Consider the following 18,541-nt stretch of genomic DNA (forward strand, 5'->3'; position numbering starts at 1 on the left):
TCTTCAACAAGATCAAACACTTCCGCCGTATCGCCACCCGCTTCGACAAGACGGCGGAAAACTTCCTCGCCGCCGTGAAGCTCGCGTCCATCCGCATCTGGCTACGCGGTTATGAGTCTACGGCCTAGGCCAGGCGCGGACGTATCTTGACAGGGGCTCGGGGCTGATTGAAGATGCAAAATGCATAAAAATAGAGTTGAATTTTAGAAATCCGAATGCCAGACTTCGCGTATATTTTCTACCTGTCTTATTGGCACGGGTATTGTGTTAACCTTATCATTGCGCATCTATGCGGGGGTCGTCACGTTTCGGCCGGAGTGGGCATCGCTCCGGGATCTTGTGTCGGCATTGGCCGAGACGACCGAATGCGTATTCATCTTCGCGAACTCCCCGTTGTCGACGGTTCAACGGGATGAATTGCTGGCCATCGGCGGCGCCCGCATCGAGATCATCCAGTCGCGAGACAATGTCGGGCTCGGCAGTGCCTACAACGAGATCCTGCGGCGCGCAGGCCGGTATGGCGGCGATGCGGTGCTGCTCGTCGACCAGGATTCGACGTTGCGCCCGCAGGTTGTCCGGCTTCTTGCCGATCTGATGGTGGAGCTTGCCGCGGCCGGGCAGCGGGTGGCTGCGGTGGGCGTTCAGCCCATCGGCGCGCGGCACACGAAGCCGGCCTTCAAGGACGTGCGCATCTTTCCCCGGCCGGGCCGTGAGGGCACCACCCGCTTCAGGGCGGCGGATTTTGTGATCTCGTCGGGCTCGCTCGTCTCGATCGCCGCGTATCACGTGGTCGGGCCATTCCGCGACGATTTCTTCATTGATGCGGTCGATATCGAATGGTGCTTCCGCGCGTGGCATCGCGGTTTCTCGTGCTGGGTCGCGCGCGATGCGCGGATGGAGCATCGGCTGGGGCGGGGCTCCATATCGCTGCCGTTGCTGGGGCTCAAGCTGTCCGTGCAGCCGCCCAACCGGCTCTACACCTATGTCCGCAACCAGTTTCGCATGCTCGCCATGCGCCACGTCCCGTTGCGCTGGAAGGCCAAGATGGTTCCGTACATCGGCTTCCAGGCCATCGTCTACGCCCTCACGGGGCGGCGCCGCTGCTATGCGCTCACGGCGATCGGTCGCGGCGCGTGGGACGGGTTGCGGACGATGTCGGCCAGTGCGCAGCCGCCGGGATTGCCACAGTTCGGTGACCAAGCGGCGCCGGAGCCGCCCGGCAACACGGCCGAGCCTTGATGCCGCTTTCGATGGATGCGGCGCTCATTCGGCTCGGCGGTGCTGCGCACAGGGGCAAGGCGCGAGCGCCTGAGCCGATGAGGGCGGGCCACGATCCCGTGTGGAATGGGCGGCGATCTTGCTGATGCGGTGCCACGCCAACGGTGAGGAGCCAGCAGAGATCCCTTTGTCCCCGCGCACAGACTGCGACGCGCAGGCCGCCCGAGCTCGGTCCCGAGCGGTCAGACCGGCATTTCCATGATAGTCGCTTTGCGGTAGGAAGCGGCATCGAGCGCGACTCGCACGACGACACTCGACGGGGAAGGGCGCGTGGCGCCGGCGCCTCTCGTCGGCTGACGGGAGGGCCCACATGGCGAAGCATCCGCGGATTGTCCCGGTCGTTCTGTCCGGAGGCACCGGCACCCGCCTGTGGCCGCTGTCTCGCGAGTCCTTTCCCAAGCAGCTGCTGGCGCTCGCCGGCGAGGAGAGCCTGCTGCAGCAGACGCTGGCGCGCGTTGCCGGCGAGCCGGGCTTTGCCCCACCCGTCGTCATCGCCAATGCGGAGCATCGCTTTGTCATCGCCGAACAGGCGCGACAGGCGGGCATCGGGGGCGTTACCATCGTGCTCGAGCCGGTCGGCCGCAACACGGCGCCGGCGGCGGCGGTCGCAGCGCTGATGGCGGCCGAGAGCGATCCCGATGCGCTGATCCTCATCATGCCGGCCGACCATGTCGTGCAGAACGCGGCCGCCTTCCGCGCCGCGGTGGCCACGGGTGCGGGTGCAGCCGTGGCCGGTCGCCTTGTTCTCTTCGGCATGCGCCCGGACAAGCCCGCCACCGGCTACGGTTACATCCGCCGCGGTGATCCGCTGCCGGGGACCCCTGGCATCAACGCCGTCGCCACCTTCGTCGAGAAGCCCGACCGGCCGACGGCCGAGGGCTATGTCGCCGCGGGCGACTATTTCTGGAACAGCGGCATCTTCCTCCTGCCCGCCGCTATCTTCGTCGCCGAGCTCGAGCGCCATTCGCCCGCCGTGCTCGCCGCGGCGCGGGAGGCACTGAAGGGCGCCGTGCGCGACCTCGACTTCCTGCGCCTCGCCGAAGCTCCCTTCGCCGCCGGACCGTCGATCTCCATCGACTATGCCGTGATGGAGAAGACCGACAAAGCCGCCGTGGTGCCGTCCGAATTCGGCTGGAGCGATATTGGTAGCTGGTCGGCCCTGTGGGAGATCGGCGCGCGGGATGCGGACGACAATCTCTGCGTCGGCGAGGTGGTGGCGCTCGAGACGCGCGGCTCCTACCTGCGCGGCGAAGGTCGACTCGTCGCGGCTCTCGGGATCGAGGATCTCGTCGTCGTGGCGACCCCCGACGTCGTGCTCGTGACGCGGCGCGACAGCGACCAGAAGGTTTCGCAACTCGTCGCGGCGCTGAAGAAGGACGGCCACGCCGCAGCCACGCAGACGCAGCGCGTCTATCGTCCATGGGGTTTCTACCAGTCCGTGCACGACGGCGAGCGCTTTCAGGTCAAGCGCATCACCGTCAATCCCGGCGCCAAGCTGTCGCTGCAGAAACATTTCCACCGCGCCGAGCACTGGGTCGTCGTCAACGGCACGGCCCTTGTCACCCGCGATGAGGAGCAGATCCTCCTGCGCGAGAACGAATCGATCTTCCTGCCGCTCGGCTGCGTGCATCGGCTCGAGAACCCCGGCAAGCTGCCGCTCAACCTCATCGAGGTGCAATCCGGCCCCTATCTCGGCGAGGACGACATCGTCCGCATCGAGGACATCTACAAGCGGGTCTGACAGGGGTGCGCGCTTCGTTCACGGCGTGAACGTCACGCCTTGACGTTCACGCCGTGAATGACTATTCGTGCCGCCGGAACGCGCGAGACGCAGGGCCGATGGCAGAGAAGCTCCCGACCGAGGTCGACCTCGAGTTGCTCGCCTCGCTGGAAAGCGGGGAAGTGGTGACGCAGATGTCGCTGTCGCAGCGCATCGGCGTCTCCATCGGCCTCGTCAATGCACTCCTCAAGCGCGCCATCCGCAAGGGCTATGTGAAGGCGAGGGCCGCTCCCTACAAGCGCTATGCATATTACCTGACCCCGAGCGGCTTTTCCGAGAAGAGCCGGCTCGTAGCGGATTATCTCGACATTTCCCTGCGCTTTTTCCGCGATGCGCGCGAGCAATATGCGGACGGCTTCCGCCGCCTCGATGTCGTCGGCCTGCGCCGCGTCGTTCTTGCGGGGGCCGGCGAGCTTGCCGAGATCGCCATTCTCGCCGCCCGCGACAACGCGATCGAGGTCGTCGCAGTGCTCGATGCCGAGACCAACCGCAGCCGCGTCGCGGGCGTGCCGGTGGTGCGCGCGCTGAAAGAGGCGCCCGCCTTCGACGCCGTGGTGGTGACGGATGCGCGCATGCCGCAGGCGACCTATGATCGTCTCGGCGGGCAGGTCGACAGCAACCGCATCGTGACCCCGCCGCTGCTGCATGTCTCCGTGACCGCCGCCTCCGCCGGAGCCGGCACTGAGGCGCCGGCTGACGAGACCCTTGCCCGCGGCGGGGATGGACCGGATACCGGCGCGCAGCGCGCGCCAGCAATGGAAGGATGAGCAACTTGTCTAAACGTGCACTCATCACCGGCGTGACCGGCCAGGACGGCGCCTATCTGGCGGAGCTGCTCCTCGCCAAGGGCTACCGCGTCTGGGGCGTGAAGCGCCGTTCCTCGTCCTTCAACACGGCGCGCGTCGACCATCTCTATCAGGACGTGCACGAGGGTGACCCCCGCTTCCGCATGATCTACGGCGACATGACGGATGCGACCAATCTCATCCGCATCGTGCAGGAGATCCAGCCGGACGAGATCTACAACCTCGCCGCCCAGAGCCACGTCCAGGTGAGCTTCGAGACGCCGGAATACACAGCCAATGCCGACGCCATCGGCACCTTGCGCCTGCTCGAGGCGATCCGCCTGCTGAAGCTCGAGGGCAAGACACGCTTCTACCAGGCCTCGACCTCCGAGCTCTACGGCAAGGTGCAGGAGACGCCGCAGCGCGAGACGACGCCCTTCTACCCGCGCAGCCCCTATGCCGCAGCCAAGCTCTATGCCTACTGGATCACGGTGAACTACCGCGAGGCCTACGGCATGCACGCCTCGAACGGCATTCTCTTCAACCACGAGAGCCCGATCCGCGGCGAGACCTTCGTCACCCGCAAGATCACCCGCGCCGTCGCGGCCATCGAATGCGGCCTGCAGGAAGCGCTCTACCTCGGCAATCTCGACGCCAAGCGCGATTGGGGCCATGCCCGCGACTATGTGGAGGGGATGTGGCGCATCGTGCAGCAGGACACGCCCGACGATTATGTGCTTGCCACCGGCGAGACCCACTCGGTGCGTGAATTCGTGGAACTTGCCTTCGCCGAGGTGGGCCGCACCATCGCCTGGCGCGGCGAGGGCGTCGACGAGGTCGGCATCGACGAAGCGAGCGGCAAGACCCTCGTGCGCATCGACCCGCGCTATTTCCGCCCGACCGAAGTCGACCTCCTCCTCGGTGACCCCTCCAAGGCCCGCGAAAAGCTCGGCTGGCAGCACCGTATCAGCTTTCGCGAGCTGGTGAAGGAGATGGTGGAGAGCGATCTCGCCGAGGCCTGTCGCGAGGAACAGATGCGCGCGCTCAGCAACACCGCCGTGCGCAATGGAGCCGCCGGCGAATGACGACCATTCTCCTGACGGGCGGAGGCGGCATGGTCGGCCGCAACATCATCGACCTGTGCCGCGAGCGCGGGATCGAGGTTGTTGCGCCCCGGCGCACCGAGCTCGACCTGACGGATCATGCGTCGACGCTCCGCGTCCTGCGTGAGGTGCGTCCCGACATCGTCGTGCACGCGGCGGGGCGCGTCGGCGGCATCCAGGCGAACATCCGAGAGCCTGTCCGCTTCCTGACGGAGAACTGGGACATCGGCCGCAACATCGTGCTCGCCGCGCGCGAGGCGGGCGTCACACGGCTTCTCAACCTCGGCAGCTCCTGCATGTTTCCGCGCAACAGTCCGGATCCGCTGAAGGAGGAGGATGTTCTGAGCGGCACGCTGGAGCCGACCAACGAAGGCTATGCGCTGGCCAAATGTGCTGTCGCCCGGCTGTGCAGCTATGTGCATCGGGAAGAGCCTTCGTTGCTCTACAAGACGATGATCCCGTGCAACCTCTACGGGCGGTACGACAAGTTCGATCCGGCTGTGTCACACCTGGTGCCGGCGGTGATCCACAAGCTACACGTGGCCAAGCGCGACGGCCTTCCGGAGGTCGAGATCTGGGGGGACGGCACGGCGCGTCGCGAGTTCATGTATTCCGGTGATCTCGCCGACGCCATCCTGTTCGCCGTGGACCGCTTTGCTGAAATGCCGGATGTGCTGAACGTCGGCCTCGGCGAGGACTACAGCGTCAACGAATATTACGCGGTTGCCGCCGAGGTCGTCGGCTACACGGGCGGCTTCGTGTATGACACGACGAAACCCGTCGGCATGATGCGCAAGCTGCTCGATATCTCACGGCAGAAGGCTTTCGGCTGGCAGGCGCAGACGTCCCTGCGCCAAGGCCTGCAGGCCACATACGATTTCTATCTCTCCTCGGGAGCTGCTGATGCGTTATCCGCTCGCTAATTCAAGCTGGGACCACGAGGAGATCGCGGCGATCCAGGCCGTCGTCGATTCCGGCATGTTCACGATGGGCCCGCGCGTCGCCGAATTCGAGCGTGCCTTTGCCGATTACACCGGCAGCCGCCATTGTGTGATGGTTAATTCCGGCTCTTCGGCCAACCTGCTCATGGTCGCGGCTCTGCGCTATCGCAAGCAGGGCGCGCTGGAGCCGGGCGCCGAGGTGATCGTGCCCGCCGTCTCCTGGAGCACGACCTATTATCCACTTTATCAGTATGGCTTGAAGCTGCGTTTCGTCGATATCGACCGCGACACGCTGAACTATGACCTCGGAAAGCTCGCCCGCGCCGTGGGGCCGCAGACCCGGGCGATCATGATCGTCAATCTGCTCGGCAATCCGAACGATTTTGCCGAGATCGCAAGGATCGTCGGCGACCGCGACATCGTCTTCATCGAGGACAACTGCGAATCCATGGGCGCGACATTCGAAGGGCGCCAGACGGGCACCTTCGGCGTGATGGGCAGCTTCAGCGCCTTCTTCAGTCACCACATCTCGACGATGGAAGGTGGAATGGTGGTGACGGACGACGAGGAACTCTATCACATCCTTCTCGCCCTCAGGGCGCATGGCTGGACGCGCAACCTGCCCAAGTTCAACCATGTCTCGACGCCAAAGAGCGACGATCCCTTTACCGAATCGTTCCGCTTCATCCTGCCGGGCTACAACCTGCGCCCCCTCGAGATGAGCGGCGCCATAGGCCTCGCGCAATTGCGCAAATTGCCCAATCTCGTCGCCGAGCGCCGCAGGAATGCGGAACGCTTCCTCGAACTCGTGCGGGACTATCCCTTCCTGCGGCCTCAGCGGGAGATCGGCGAAAGCAGCTGGTTCGGGTTCAGTATGCTCGTGGAGCCGGATGCACCGGTTTCGCGGGCCGATCTTATCGCGGCCTTCACGCGCGCCGGGATCGACGTACGGCCGATCGTCGCCGGCAACTTCGCCAAGAACGAGGTGCTGCGCTGGTTCGACTATACGATCAGCGACAACCTGCCGAACGCCGAACGCGTTGACGAGGCAGGTTTCTTCATCGGCAACCACCACTATCCGCTCGAGGAGGAGCTCAAGGTCCTGCGTGCCGCCATCGAGGATGCGGTTTCGTCTCGCGCGCCCGTCTCCGCGTGAAACGGCGCGGATGGAAAGGTTGGAATGACAGTTGCTTCCATGGATACGCCCGCGTCGCCGCAGCAGACAGAAGTGGTGATCCGCGCACGCGCTGATCACCACCTGATGCACGATATCGCGGACGTGTGGACGAACCGTGATATCGCCTGGACGCTGGCACTGCGCGAGATCCAGATCCGCTACAAGCAGTCGCTGATCGGCATCGCCTGGGCCCTCCTGCAGCCCGTGCTGACGACGGCGATCTTCACCTTCGTGTTCAGCTATCTGGCCCGCATCCCGACGGACGGGATTCCCTATCCGATCTTCGTCTTCTCCGGCCTCCTGATGTGGCAGTACTTCAGCCGCGTCGTCGTCGAGGCGTCGGGCTCGCTGGTGAAGAACGAGGCCATCATCACCAAGGTCTTCTTCCCGCGCCTGCTCCTGCCGCTCGTGCCGACCCTGTCGGCGGCGGTCGAGTTCCTCATCGCGCTCGTCGTGCTCGTCGCGATGATGCTCGCCTATGGCATGGTGCCGTCGCCGCTGATTGTCCTTTTGCCGCTCATCCTTCTTGCTGCGGGGCTCCTCGGCTATGGCATCGGGCTCGTGCTCTCGCCGCTCAACGCGATCTATCGCGATGTCGGCATCGCGCTGCCGTTCTTCGTTCAGATCGCCATGTATCTGACGCCGGTGATCTATCCGGTCACCTTCGTGCCGCCGCAGTATCAGTGGCTCTATGCGCTCAACCCGGTGGCGACGCTCATCGACATGATGCGCGCCATCATCATTGCCGCGCCGTGGCCCGGTCTCCTCAGCTATGCGGTCCTTGCCGCATGGGTCATCGGCCTTACGGCGCTCGGGCTCGGCACGTTCCGCAAGCTCGAGCCGGCCATCGTCGACAGGATCTGAGCAATGTCCGCCATCATCACCGTCGACAACCTCGGCAAGCAATATGCGCTGAGCGGCACCGGCGCGCCGGCCTATGCCACGTTGCGCGAAAGCCTGGCCGATGCCGCCCGCAGGCTGTTCTCACGGGCGCCGGCATCGGCGCAGAAGGAGGCCGCACGGTCCTTCTGGGCGCTGCGCAATGTCAGTTTCGACGTCGCCGAGGGCGAGGTCGTGGGCATCGTCGGCCGTAACGGAGCGGGAAAAAGCACCTTGCTGAAGGTGCTGTCGCGGATTACGGCGCCGAGCGAAGGCATGGCCCGCATCCGCGGGCGGGTGGGCTCGCTCCTCGAGGTCGGCACGGGCTTCCATCCCGAGTTGTCGGGGCGGGAGAACATCTATTTCAACGGCGCCATCCTCGGCCTGCGCAAGCACGAGATTCGCGCCCGCTTCGACGAGATCGTGGAATTCTCGGGCGTCGGCGATTTCCTCGATATCCCGATCAAGCGCTATTCGAGCGGGATGAAGATGCGCCTCGCCTTTTCCGTGGCTGCGCATCTCGAACCCGAGATCATGGTCGTCGACGAGGTGCTGGCGGTCGGCGATGCCGATTTCCAGAAGAAGTGCCTCGGCAAGATGAAGGACGTGGCGAATTCCGGCCGCACCGTGCTTTTCGTGTCGCACAACATGAATGCGGTGATGCAGTTGTGCTCGCGCGTCCTGTGGCTGGAGCGTGGCAGCATTCGCGAAGACACGCGCGCGGTGCACGAGGTTTGCGGGCGCTATCTGCTCGGCAGCGGCGGTGCCCTGAAAGGCGCCTATATCACGGCGGAGGATGGTGCTCTCGATAGCGAATATTTCAGCCTGCGCTCTTTCCGCGTAGTCGACGTGGAGGGCAGCACCCTCAATCAGCCGACGCCGAACGATCGACCCGCCACGGTCGAGATCGAGGTGGACATCCACCGTTTGAGCCCCGTGCTGAACTTCGGCTTCGCTGTCATCGACGAGCAGGGCCAGCAGGTCTTTTGGTCGGTGACGACGGACCGGGCGGAACCTGAATGGCCCGGCCTGAGCCTGGGACGAAACAAGCTCTACGCGCAAATCCCCCCCCATCTGCTCAACGAAGGAAAGTATCGGATCGACTTCTTTGCGTCCCTGCATGGTCAGGGATGGTTCTCGGAACCTGGAAGTACTTCGGTCCACGTTCAGCTGCAGATCGCGGGAGGATTAAGCCCTTCGCCCTACTGGCGTTCTCGTCGGCCCGGCTCGGTTGCGCCTGTCCTCACGTGGCGTGCAGGATCCATACCGGAATCGGATTAACGTTCTTTATCATGTTCCTAAAGTGTGCATCCATTTGTCGGGGGTTTCGGATGGCCCCTTCGCCGATCGGCGTATCTGCGGCGGGGAGGAAAGTATGAGTCGCGCAGCGCGAGATCCGATCAGGACACGCATCGACGCAAATGTCTTCAACTATTACCGCGTGCCGGCAGAGGCGCGCATCGAGCGTTGCGATCCTCTCGCGCTGGTTTCTCCGGATAGGCTGGATCTCATGGCCCGGTACGTTTTCGTGCGCCAGCGCGAACAGGGCTGGGCCGTCGGCTGGGGCACGAGTGTCTATCGCCATCTGCTGGAGAGCTGGAACGCCGAGTTCCGGGACGGTGATGGCCGGAAGAGCAGTTTTACCGACTATCTTCGGCATTTTACGGCGCTCATCGACGATGTGTCGCTGAACGGCTACGACCAGGCGCGGGGTCTTGTGCCCTATACGGGCAATACGGTTGTCGACGGCGCCCACCGGCTGGCGACGGCGCTCTATTTCAAGCAACCTGTCGACGCGGTCCGACTCGAGGGTCCGCTGCAGAAACAGGATGCGGCAGCCCTGTTGCGCATCGGCATGAGCGCGGCGGTCGTCGAGCAACTCGTCATTGAGTACCTGACGCTCGACGAGGATTGCTATGCGGCGGTTTTCTTTCCCGCCCCCTGGGCGGAGGTCAATGCGGCCCTGAGCCTGCTCGCGGAGAAGGCGCACATTATCCATGCCAAGGACGTTTCCTTGACCGAGCAGGGGCGCCGGAACCTCATCGAACTGCTGTACGGGCACGAGCCCTGGTGGAATGTGGATTTGCTCGATCGGTTCGTGCGGTTGCGCTTTCCCAACGGGGGGGATGCCAAGGTCGTCTTCGTCAAGACGCCGCCGGGCGAAGGGTCACGCCCCACGAAGGAACATGTGCGACAGGCGTTTCCCGGACTGCACTACGTACACATGAACGATACGCATCGGGAGACGCGCTGGATCGGGGACCTCGTCCTCAATCCCAACGGCGTGAAGTTCCTGAACCTGCGGCCGACATTCCAGCCGAAGCGATTCCGGAAGCTCCTGGCGGAATACGAAGGCGCTCTGGGCGCTGCGGCCAATCCGGCGGCCTACTGCATCGATTCCGGGGCAGTATTGGCGGCTTTCGGGCTGCGGGACTGCAATGATGTCGACTATATCGTTCCTCAACAGAGCTTTCCGCTTCTTACCGGCGGCGAGCTTGCCTGCCACAACGATGAGTATCGCGAATTCCAGATCCCGGTCGATGAGCTCGTCTTCAATCCTGCGTACCATTTCAGTTATAAGGGCGTTAAGTACCTCTCCCTTGAGACCGTGCTCCTGTTCAAGAGCTTCCGCGGCGCCAAGAAAGACCTGCGTGATTGCCGTTTGATCATGGAGGCGCGACCGCGGGAACCCGTGAGGGACCGCGTGCGCAGGTCGGTACGGGCGTCTTACGGTGAACTGCGCGCCTGGCTGCCGCAACTGCCGGCGAAGACGGCGGAAACGTTGCGCCAGACACTGCCTCCGCCATTGTTCCGCGGCGTACGATACGTTTTCCGGACCGGGCGTTCCGCCATCCGGGCTGTCAGGGGGCGTATGTGATCAAGGCTGGTTTTGTTTCCTCAGCTCCTGAATGGGCGTGGTGGCGTCAGTTCCCGGCGGAGGATCTCGTTTGGGATGGCGTGCAGTTCGTCTTCGGCGGCGATCTTGTCGGCTGCGATTGCTGTTTCGTCTTCGACGCACTGCCGCAGGCCATCGCGGTGCCGCTCGATCGCAGCCGCCTCATCTTTGTGGCCTCCGAGCCGCAGAACGTGAAGCGCTACAATGCCGCCTTCCTCGACCAGTTCGGCACGGTGCTGACGACGGATCGCGACACCGCCCATGGCGGCCGCCGCTTCACCCAGGTCGGTCTGCCCTGGCATGTCGGGGCTTGGAGCGCCGATGGATCATTGCTCGCCGAGCCGCTGACGCTCCGGGACTTCGAGACGTTCCGCCCGGATAAGACCAAGCTCGTTTCCGTCGTCTCATCGAACAAGGCCTTCACCGAGGAACATCGCGCCCGCCTGCGCTTCGTTGACAAACTGAAGGAGCATTTCGGCGATCAGGTGGACGTATTCGGGAGGGGCATCAACGACTTTGGCGACAAGCTGCAGGTGCTCGCACCGTACCGCTATCATATCGCTCTGGAGAATTGCGCCATCGACGATTACTGGACGGAGAAGCTTGCCGATCCGTTCCTGACGCTGACCTATCCGATCTACCATGGCTGCCGGAACGTCGGGGAATATTTTCCCGATGGGAGCTTCACGGCGATCGACATCTACGATCCAGCCAGGGCTATCGAAACGATCAAGCGTGTCATCCAGTCTGACGAAGCTGAGCGGACGCAGCCGTTGCTCGAGGAGGCGCGCCGGCGCGTCCTCTACGAGCACAATCTGTTCGCTTTGCTGGCGCGGGTGGCGAGAGAGGTGGTTGGAAGGCCGGAAGCTGATCGCATTGCGGAGACGATTTATGCAGAAGACCGGTTTCGCCCGCTGATCATCCGGATCCGCACGAAATTGTCGGCTCGCTTGAGCCGTATGCCTCGTGTTCATCGGCTGGCGCGATCGGCGAAGATTTGTGTCAAAAGTTGTGTTGATCATTCGAAGCACATCGTTCGTCTATTACGGGACATTCATTATCGGTCGCATCAGTCATGGCTTCGGAATGAGCCGGATGAACGTAGACGTTATGTTTATCCGCTAACCGAAAGCAGTCTCGTGTTCGACGTTGGAGGCTTCCGTGGGGATTATTCTGCTAAGATCGTGAGCGAATATGGTTCGAGAGTTGTTATATTTGAACCCATTGCGAGTTTTGCGAAGACCATTCGCGACCGTTTCGATGGAGATCCGCGTGTAACGTTGGTCGAGGCGGCTTTGGCAGATGCGAATGGGACCGCCAAATTCCAGGTCGAAGGTGATGCGTCGGGGGCTTATGCCGCCGGTGCTAAGGTTGATGTGCAGCTGATAGACGCGGCCCAGTTTATTGAAGATCACCATATCGAGCAGATTGATCTCGCGAAATTTAATATCGAGGGGGGAGAATATGCCCTGCTCGAGTATCTCATTGCATCGGGTAATATTGGTCGATTCCAAAATTTGCAGATTCAGTTTCATCTCAACGTGCCGAATGCGCAAAAGCGGTATCGTATGCTAGCGCGAAGCTTGCGCAGGACACATCAATTGGAATGGCGATTTCCTTTTGTATGGGAAAGCTGGCGGCGTAAGGCATCAATATAATGCGGCCCGTAGATGTCGATGTTGTAATTCCTGTTTACAACGGTGCACGTCATCTCGCAGTTGCCGTCCGGTCGGTGATCGAACAAACGGTCGCGCCGGCTCGGATCATCATTGCGGATGATGGCTCAACGGACGAAACGCCTGCCGTGGCAGTTGGCCTAACGGAACTCTGGCCAAACGTCAGATACTTGGCTTTGCCCCATGGCGGGGTGTCGGCGGCCCGTAACGCGGCAATCAGCGCGTCAAACGCAGAATTCGTAGCTTTTCTCGACGCCGATGATGTCTGGATGCCAACGAAACTCGAAAGGCAGCTGGCGGTTTTCGAGAATGCCGGTCAGGAAGTTGGTTTTGTCCATTCTTCATACATCTATATCGACGAGGCCGGGCGCGTAATATCGTCAATACCGATTGCGCCTCCGGCGCTCCGGGGCAATATTTTCACACCGTTGCTCTTTGAAAATTATGTTCTTTCAGGTTCCGCGTCGAGCGTGTTGGTCCGGCGCGAGGTTCTCAATAGAGCGGGCTATTTCGACGAGCGGCTGTTTCATGGCGAGGACTGGGATCTTTGGCTGCGTTTGGCCGCGATCAGCCATGTCGATTATTCGCCGGATCAACTTGTCGCGATCAGGGTCAGGGGAGATAGCGCGCAACGGCGCGAGACCGGCAATAACGCTCTCGCTTTCTTTGAACAGCATCTGCTGATCTTTGCAAAATGGCCCGAGCAGGTGGCCTCCCGACGAGATTTCGAAGCGTTGATGCGGCAAAGAGCGCTTCTCGGCTTGCTGCCTCAGATAGCATCCCCCCACCGGATCGATGCGTTCTATCGGGCGCTTGAGAGCCATGATAGTCCTCTCGCCCGCTCCCTGTTCAAGAGCCGCGGCGATCTGTGGCTTGCGCTTGGGGGGATGCTGGGGCGGTACGGGGTCTGGCGCCTGCGCAGGCATCTGCTGAACGACCGGAGACGTTTTTTTGAGTAGTCCGATCATCACGATCCGCCTTGTCGGCGGTCTCGGCAACCAGATGTTTCAATATGCGGCTGCGCTGGGTCTCGCGGTGCGGCGGGAGGCGCGGGTTACGCTCGACCTCTCCGCTTTCTCTGCCTACGCGACCTGGCCCTATCAGCTCGACAGGTTGCAGGTGCCGCAGGATATCTCTGCGGAGCAGCCGTTGCGCCGACCGGCCGGCCGGTCCCTGCCGGCAAGGGTCGTCCGGCGCCTGACGGGTGGAGGCGTGAAGGCGAATGGCCTTTATGTCGAACCCCATTTCCATTTCGACGAGGCGTTCTTCGCGCTCGCGGGTGACGAGATCAGGCTCGAAGGCTATTTCCAGAGTCCCCTCTATTTTGCCGGTTGTCAGGATGTGCTGCGCCGGCACTTCCAGCCGATCGAGCCATTCGGCTCCGCCGCATGGGAGTGGTCGCAGCGCATCGCGGCGTCGCGCTGCAGCGTGTCCCTGCACGTGCGGCGCGGAGACTATGTGACGAACCCCGATGCCGCGGCTGTGCACGCCGCGCTGGGTGAGGGCTATTATGGCCGTGCCGTTGCCGTCATTCGCCGCATCATTGACGGGGATATCGATTTCTTCCTGTTTTCCGACGAGCCAGATTTCGTGCAGCAGGCCTTCGCCGATCTGCCGCGCGCCCATGTCGTGCGTACGGACCCGGAGCGCAGCTGGGAGGACATGTTCCTCATGGCCCGCTGCCGTCACCACATCATCGCGAACAGCTCCTATTCCTGGTGGGGGGCCTGGCTCAATGCGTCGCCGGAGAAGGTCGTCATTGCGCCGGCGCAGTGGTTCACACGCGACAAGCTGGCGACGACCAATGTGATGGATCTCTACCCCGAAGGCTGGATCATCCTGAAATGACCGCGCCGGCTCTCAGTGTCCTTCTGCCGGTCTATAACGGCGAGCGTTACCTGGCCAAAGCCATCGAGAGCATTCTCGCCCAGACCTTCGCGGATTTCGAGTTCATCATCGTCAACGATGGCTCGCGCGACGGCAGCGGCGCGATCATCGACGGGTATGCAGCACACGATGCGCGTATCCGTGTCTTCCATCAGGACAATCGGGGATTGGTCGACACGCTGAACCGCGGGATTGCCTTGGCTCGTGCGCCGCTGATCGCCCGCATGGACGCCGACGACATTTCCCTGCCGCGGCGTTTCGAACTTCAGGTTTCCCGCTTCGAAAACCGGCCGGATCTTGCGGTGGTCGGCGGCTTCATCGTTCTCATCGACGACGCCGGAACGCCGATCCGCCGAGGGGATTATCCCACGGGCGGCGCCGAACTCTTACGCCTTCTTGAGTTCGATTCCCCTCTGGCCCATCCAGCGGTCGTCATGCGGCGCGATGTCGTAAGCAGCCTGGGCGGCTATCGCCCGCAGTACAAGCACGCTGAAGACTATGACCTGTGGCTGCGGGTGCATGATGCCGGCTACGCCCTCGAGAATGTCGCCGTCCCCGTGCTGCATTACCGGCAGCATGCCGAGAAAGTGTCATTCCGGCACAGCCAGCAGCAAATGTTGACGGCATTGGTCGCTCGCCTTGCGCATCGCGCGCGTGCCGCCGGGCTGGTGGATCCCACCGACGACATCGCCGCGATCGACGAGACCACCATCAGGCTGTTTCCGCTCGCGCTCAGAGGCGACGTCGATGCCGAGATGTTCGTCCGCAAGCACAACATGCTCTCCCTTGCCGACCTCCCGACGATCGAGCAGGCTCTGCGCGACTATGCCGAATTGCCTGTCGAAGCACGGCAGGATCCGTGTCTGGCGCATTTCCTGATGCGTGCTGCGCGCGGTTTGTGGGCGCAGCGGCGGCGGGGGGGTGCGCTCGGGCTGCTCGCGCGGGCGCTCGTGCAGCATCCGACCATCGTCCTGCAGCTTCTGCATGGAAAATTGCGGCGCGCCGGGGCAAGCGCTATTTCCGGGGGCGGCCGTTAGCCTTGCCTTGGCATCGGGACAGGGCTGGCTTAGTAGCCTCGCAAGGCCGATGGAACCTTTCAAACCGATGCATCCCTCCGAGATCAGCGTCGTCATCCCCACCTACAACCGGGCGCATTGCATCATGCGGGCGCTCGAAAGCGTCTTCGCGCAGTCGCTCGCGCCGGGGGAGATCATCGTGGTGGACGATGCCTCGCGCGATGATACGGCGGCGGTGCTCGCACCTCATGCCGGGCGGATCCGCGTCATCCGGCACGAGACGAACGCCGGGGCCTCCGCGGCACGCAACACGGGGATCGCCGCGGCGCAGGGCACGTGGGTGGCGTTTCTCGACAGCGACGATGCCTGGCGGCCGGACAAGCTCGCGCGCCAGCTTGCGTTCATGGCCGTTCACGGCATCAACGTCTGCTGCACCAATTGCGATCTCATCTGGCCCGACGGGCAGGTGGAGCCCGCGTACCGGCCCTATCCGCCGCGCATGGGCATCGGCCATTATGTCTGGGGATGTTTCACCTGCCCGGGCTCGACGCTGATCGCGCGGCGTGACCTCATGGCGGCCATCGGCGGCTACGACCTGCGCTATCCGCGCTACGAGGATTGGGACCTGTTCCTGCGCCTTGCCGATCATCCGGACGTCGTGCTCGGCTTCCTCAACGACTATCTGGCCGATGTCTGGCGTGACTCCGCGGCCAATGCCGCCCTCGTCGACAAGGGCCTCGACCTGATGGTGGACGACCACCTCGAGCGTCTTTCGCAGCGGCCGGGTGCTCTCGGCCGGTCGTTTCGAGCAGCCATCGCCTTCGCGCGCTCGTCGAACGAGACCTCGCGCGGCCGCTACCTCCCGGCAGTCTGGCATCTTGTCGAGAGCTTCGCGCTTGCGCCCGTGCGCAACGAGGCTTTCCGCATCATCCTGTGGCCGTTCCTCAAGCGCAAATGCCTCGGCACGATGCTGCGCTGAGGGGATGTGCGGACGGCGCCGGCATACCGGCGCCACCATGAGGGGATGGATCAGCCGGGTGCCGACCCCGGGTGAGCCGAACGCCACGGTTGTTCCTGTGGGCTCCGCAGGCGGACGGCTCAGACGAGCGTGACTTTGCCGGTCGCCAGATTGTAGACGCCACCGACGACCTTGGCCTTGCCCTCGCTGACGAAGCGCGACACGATCGGCCCGGCCTTCGTCAACTCGGCCACGTTGTGGCGCACGTTCTCGATGATGGCGCGGTCCAGCAGGTCGTCGGAGCCTGCCTTCTTGGCCGCCTCCACCGCCGGCTTGATGGAGTTGACGAGCTCCGGCAGGTGGCCGGGTAGCTCGGCATTGTCCTTCAGTACCTTGATGGTGGCGTCGACGGCGCCGCAATTGGTGTGGCCGAGAACCATGATGAGCGGAATGCCGAGGAACTTGACCCCGTATTCCAGGCTGGCGAGCCCGTCGGTGTTGACGAAATTGCCGGCGACGCGGACGACGAAGAGCTCGCCCGGTCCCTGGTCGAAGGCAAGCTCGGGCGCGACACGGGAATCGGCGCAGCTCACGACGGCGGCGAAGGGGTGCTGGCTCTCGGCGCGCGCCGCCCGGCCGGCGGAGAAGTCCTTGTTCGCGGCGGTGTTCGCCGCATAGCGGGCATTGCCATCGACGAGCCGCTTCAGCGCCTCGTCCGGCCCGATGGCATTGGGCGGCGCGCCCGTCTGGGCCACGGCCGGGCCGAGTTGCATGCCAAGCCAGGCCGCGGTGCCGGCGGCCAAAAGCCCCCGCCGCGACAGGTGCGAGCGGTGCCCGCATCGTGGATCATTGCACATGTTCTGCCCCCCTTTCTCATCCGAGATCCTGTACCGGGCGACCGCCATGACACGCCGCCCTGCGGGCCCGCTCACGCATGGCTCCGCATCGACGCTGCATCGCACCCGGCAATGGCCGGATTGTTATACATTGAGCGCGGGCTTGAAATGCCCAAACTTTGCATGTAGTGGCAGGATCGCAACTAATATTAGGTTCATCGTTGATATATTTATGAAATATTTCAGGAAAATTTAAGCATAGCTGCCGTAGGTGGCGGGGGTGCGCGTTGGTGGCGAGTGCTGCATTGCAGGACGAACGGGGATCGGGGGAGGCGCTCGCCAATGCTGCAGAGCTTGCGGCGCTGGAGGACGCTGCGGCGCACCTGCGCCGGCATCCTGGCTTTCGCGCGGCGCTCGCCGCCTACTGCCGGGGGATGAGCAGTCCGGCGCGGATCGACTGGCCGGTCTACAAGCTCTTCGACCAGATCGGCCGCTATCTGGTCTGCTACATGCTGATCCACAACTACTACGCATGGGTCCGGGGCACGGGGCCCGCACCGACACTCACGGCCCTGCAAAAGGTTTCGGGCGCCAGTGAGCGACAGACGGCCGGGTTCGTGGCCGCCCTCAAGTCCGGTCGCCTCATCCTCACCGAGCCATCGCCGAACGATCGCCGCGTGAAGCACCTGCGGCCAGCACCGCCGATGATCGCGGAAATCGGCCGCTCGGCGCGGCTGTTCATCGCTGCGTCGGACGCCCTTGCGGGCCGGGGCGGGGCGCGCGCTGCGCGGCTTGCGGACAATCACGATCTTCTCGGGGATGTGATCCGCCGGTCGGCCGCCTATGTGCTGGCGCACGGTACCCTCATCCATCCCTTCCCGCGCGTGCTGCATTTCGCAGAGCGCGACAGCGGCTATCTGTTGCTGACGGCAGTGTTCGCGGCCCGTTTCGATGGCCTTGCCTCGTCCCCCGCGGCGGGCTCGCTGAGCTACCGGCAACTCGCGCGGCGCTTCCAGGTCTCGGCCGCCCACATCGGCAGCCTGATGAACGAGGCCCAGCGCGAAGGCTGGTTCCACACCGACGGGCGCGGGCGGCTTGCCGGTGTCGCGCCCGATTTCGTCGAGGAGTTCGCGCAATGGGCCTCATGGCAAATGGTCCATTGCACCGGTCTCATCGAGGCGGCGCTCGCCGCGACCGGTTCGGCGCTAGTTGAGGCGGGAGGGCCGGGCGTTCCTGCCGACGCCGGCTAGCGGAAGGCCGCCGGGCCCCTTCTCGATGGTTCGGTCGGATTCCCCGACCGGGCTTCAAGCTGATCCGAACCGGCTCCGT

At 63.6% G+C, this 18,541-nt stretch carries 16 protein-coding genes and 1 pseudogene; 16 read left to right on the plus strand and 1 reads right to left on the minus strand.

Annotated features, from left to right (window positions below; all coding sequences use genetic code 11):
* The 15 genes and pseudogenes from P2T65_RS03415 to P2T65_RS03485 all read left to right on the plus strand — a co-directional run.
* Window positions 1-128 (plus strand): annotated as a pseudogene (locus P2T65_RS03415) (IS5/IS1182 family transposase); the annotation flags it as partial.
* Between the two features lie 136 nt (window positions 129-264).
* Window positions 265-1,239, plus strand: coding sequence for a glycosyltransferase (locus P2T65_RS03420; RefSeq protein ID WP_276199188.1), 975 nt, complete (start codon window positions 265-267; stop codon window positions 1,237-1,239).
* 349 nt (window positions 1,240-1,588) lie between these two features.
* The gene (locus tag P2T65_RS03425; protein ID WP_055458546.1) at window positions 1,589-3,019 is read left to right on the plus strand and encodes a mannose-1-phosphate guanylyltransferase/mannose-6-phosphate isomerase; all 1,431 of its coding nucleotides are present in this window, start codon (window positions 1,589-1,591) and stop codon (window positions 3,017-3,019) included.
* A 98-nt stretch (window positions 3,020-3,117) separates the two neighbouring features.
* On the plus strand, window positions 3,118-3,825 hold the full coding sequence (locus P2T65_RS03430) for a winged helix-turn-helix transcriptional regulator (protein ID WP_276199189.1): 708 nt from the start codon (window positions 3,118-3,120) through the stop codon (window positions 3,823-3,825).
* Window positions 3,822-4,928 carry a GDP-mannose 4,6-dehydratase gene (gmd, locus tag P2T65_RS03435; RefSeq protein WP_276199190.1) on the plus strand — a complete coding sequence of 369 codons (1,107 nt, stop codon included), beginning with the start codon at window positions 3,822-3,824 and terminating at the stop codon, window positions 4,926-4,928. Before P2T65_RS03430 ends, gmd begins: the two co-directional genes overlap by 4 nt.
* A complete protein-coding gene (locus P2T65_RS03440; RefSeq protein WP_276199191.1) occupies window positions 4,925-5,869 on the plus strand; it encodes a GDP-L-fucose synthase in 945 nt (314 codons plus the stop codon). The genes gmd and P2T65_RS03440 overlap by 4 nt, the downstream gene beginning before the upstream one ends.
* Window positions 5,850-7,043 carry a DegT/DnrJ/EryC1/StrS family aminotransferase gene (locus P2T65_RS03445; RefSeq protein ID WP_276199192.1) on the plus strand — a complete coding sequence of 398 codons (1,194 nt, stop codon included), beginning with the start codon at window positions 5,850-5,852 and terminating at the stop codon, window positions 7,041-7,043. Before P2T65_RS03440 ends, P2T65_RS03445 begins: the two co-directional genes overlap by 20 nt.
* 24 nt (window positions 7,044-7,067) lie before the next feature.
* Window positions 7,068-7,928: an ABC transporter permease gene (locus P2T65_RS03450; protein WP_276199193.1), complete on the plus strand. Its 861-nt coding sequence runs from the start codon at window positions 7,068-7,070 to the stop codon at window positions 7,926-7,928.
* Between the two features lie 3 nt (window positions 7,929-7,931).
* Window positions 7,932-9,224, plus strand: a complete 1,293-nt coding sequence (locus P2T65_RS03455) for an ABC transporter ATP-binding protein (RefSeq protein ID WP_276199194.1) — start codon at window positions 7,932-7,934, stop codon at window positions 9,222-9,224.
* A 94-nt stretch (window positions 9,225-9,318) separates the two neighbouring features.
* Window positions 9,319-10,821 carry a hypothetical protein gene (locus tag P2T65_RS03460; RefSeq protein WP_276199195.1) on the plus strand — a complete coding sequence of 501 codons (1,503 nt, stop codon included), beginning with the start codon at window positions 9,319-9,321 and terminating at the stop codon, window positions 10,819-10,821.
* Window positions 10,818-12,497, plus strand: a complete 1,680-nt coding sequence (locus P2T65_RS03465) for an FkbM family methyltransferase (RefSeq protein WP_276199196.1) — start codon at window positions 10,818-10,820, stop codon at window positions 12,495-12,497. The genes P2T65_RS03460 and P2T65_RS03465 overlap by 4 nt, the downstream gene beginning before the upstream one ends.
* Entirely contained in the window at window positions 12,497-13,474 is a 978-nt protein-coding gene (locus P2T65_RS03470; RefSeq protein ID WP_276199197.1) for a glycosyltransferase, read from the plus strand. The genes P2T65_RS03465 and P2T65_RS03470 overlap by 1 nt, the downstream gene beginning before the upstream one ends.
* Complete coding sequence (locus P2T65_RS03475; RefSeq protein ID WP_276199198.1) at window positions 13,467-14,363, plus strand: alpha-1,2-fucosyltransferase; 897 nt, start codon at window positions 13,467-13,469, stop codon at window positions 14,361-14,363. The genes P2T65_RS03470 and P2T65_RS03475 overlap by 8 nt, the downstream gene beginning before the upstream one ends.
* Window positions 14,360-15,439 carry a glycosyltransferase gene (locus P2T65_RS03480; RefSeq protein WP_276199199.1) on the plus strand — a complete coding sequence of 360 codons (1,080 nt, stop codon included), beginning with the start codon at window positions 14,360-14,362 and terminating at the stop codon, window positions 15,437-15,439. Before P2T65_RS03475 ends, P2T65_RS03480 begins: the two co-directional genes overlap by 4 nt.
* Before the next feature lie 49 nt (window positions 15,440-15,488).
* Entirely contained in the window at window positions 15,489-16,397 is a 909-nt protein-coding gene (locus tag P2T65_RS03485; protein ID WP_276199200.1) for a glycosyltransferase family 2 protein, read from the plus strand.
* Between the two features lie 119 nt (window positions 16,398-16,516).
* Here P2T65_RS03485 and P2T65_RS03490 read toward each other — a convergent pair whose 3' ends face one another.
* Entirely contained in the window at window positions 16,517-17,233 is a 717-nt protein-coding gene (locus P2T65_RS03490; RefSeq protein ID WP_055458536.1) for a carbonic anhydrase, read from the minus strand.
* Window positions 17,234-17,502: 269 nt separating this feature from the next.
* Between P2T65_RS03490 and P2T65_RS03495 the strand changes: the two genes are divergently transcribed.
* Window positions 17,503-18,462, plus strand: a complete 960-nt coding sequence (locus P2T65_RS03495) for a hypothetical protein (protein ID WP_276199201.1) — start codon at window positions 17,503-17,505, stop codon at window positions 18,460-18,462.
* Window positions 18,463-18,541: the final 79 nt, after the last annotated feature.

The organism is Chelatococcus sp. XZ-Ab1, from assembly GCF_029309855.1.
Classification (GTDB): Bacteria; Pseudomonadota; Alphaproteobacteria; order Rhizobiales; family Beijerinckiaceae; genus Chelatococcus_A; species Chelatococcus_A sambhunathii.

Coding starts and splice junctions, on each gene's coding strand:
- P2T65_RS03430 (WP_276199189.1), top strand. CDS start 3,118: ATGGCAGAGAAGCTCCCGACCGAGGTCGACCTCGAGTTGCTCGCCTCG.
- P2T65_RS03440 (WP_276199191.1), top strand. CDS start 4,925: ATGACGACCATTCTCCTGACGGGCGGAGGCGGCATGGTCGGCCGCAAC.
- P2T65_RS03460 (WP_276199195.1), top strand. CDS start 9,319: ATGAGTCGCGCAGCGCGAGATCCGATCAGGACACGCATCGACGCAAAT.
- gmd (WP_276199190.1), top strand. CDS start 3,822: ATGAGCAACTTGTCTAAACGTGCACTCATCACCGGCGTGACCGGCCAG.
- P2T65_RS03445 (WP_276199192.1), top strand. CDS start 5,850: ATGCGTTATCCGCTCGCTAATTCAAGCTGGGACCACGAGGAGATCGCG.
- P2T65_RS03455 (WP_276199194.1), top strand. CDS start 7,932: ATGTCCGCCATCATCACCGTCGACAACCTCGGCAAGCAATATGCGCTG.
- P2T65_RS03450 (WP_276199193.1), top strand. CDS start 7,068: ATGACAGTTGCTTCCATGGATACGCCCGCGTCGCCGCAGCAGACAGAA.
- P2T65_RS03425 (WP_055458546.1), top strand. CDS start 1,589: ATGGCGAAGCATCCGCGGATTGTCCCGGTCGTTCTGTCCGGAGGCACC.
- P2T65_RS03485 (WP_276199200.1), top strand. CDS start 15,489: ATGGAACCTTTCAAACCGATGCATCCCTCCGAGATCAGCGTCGTCATC.
- P2T65_RS03480 (WP_276199199.1), top strand. CDS start 14,360: ATGACCGCGCCGGCTCTCAGTGTCCTTCTGCCGGTCTATAACGGCGAG.
- P2T65_RS03470 (WP_276199197.1), top strand. CDS start 12,497: ATGCGGCCCGTAGATGTCGATGTTGTAATTCCTGTTTACAACGGTGCA.
- P2T65_RS03490 (WP_055458536.1), bottom strand. CDS start 17,233: ATGTGCAATGATCCACGATGCGGGCACCGCTCGCACCTGTCGCGGCGG.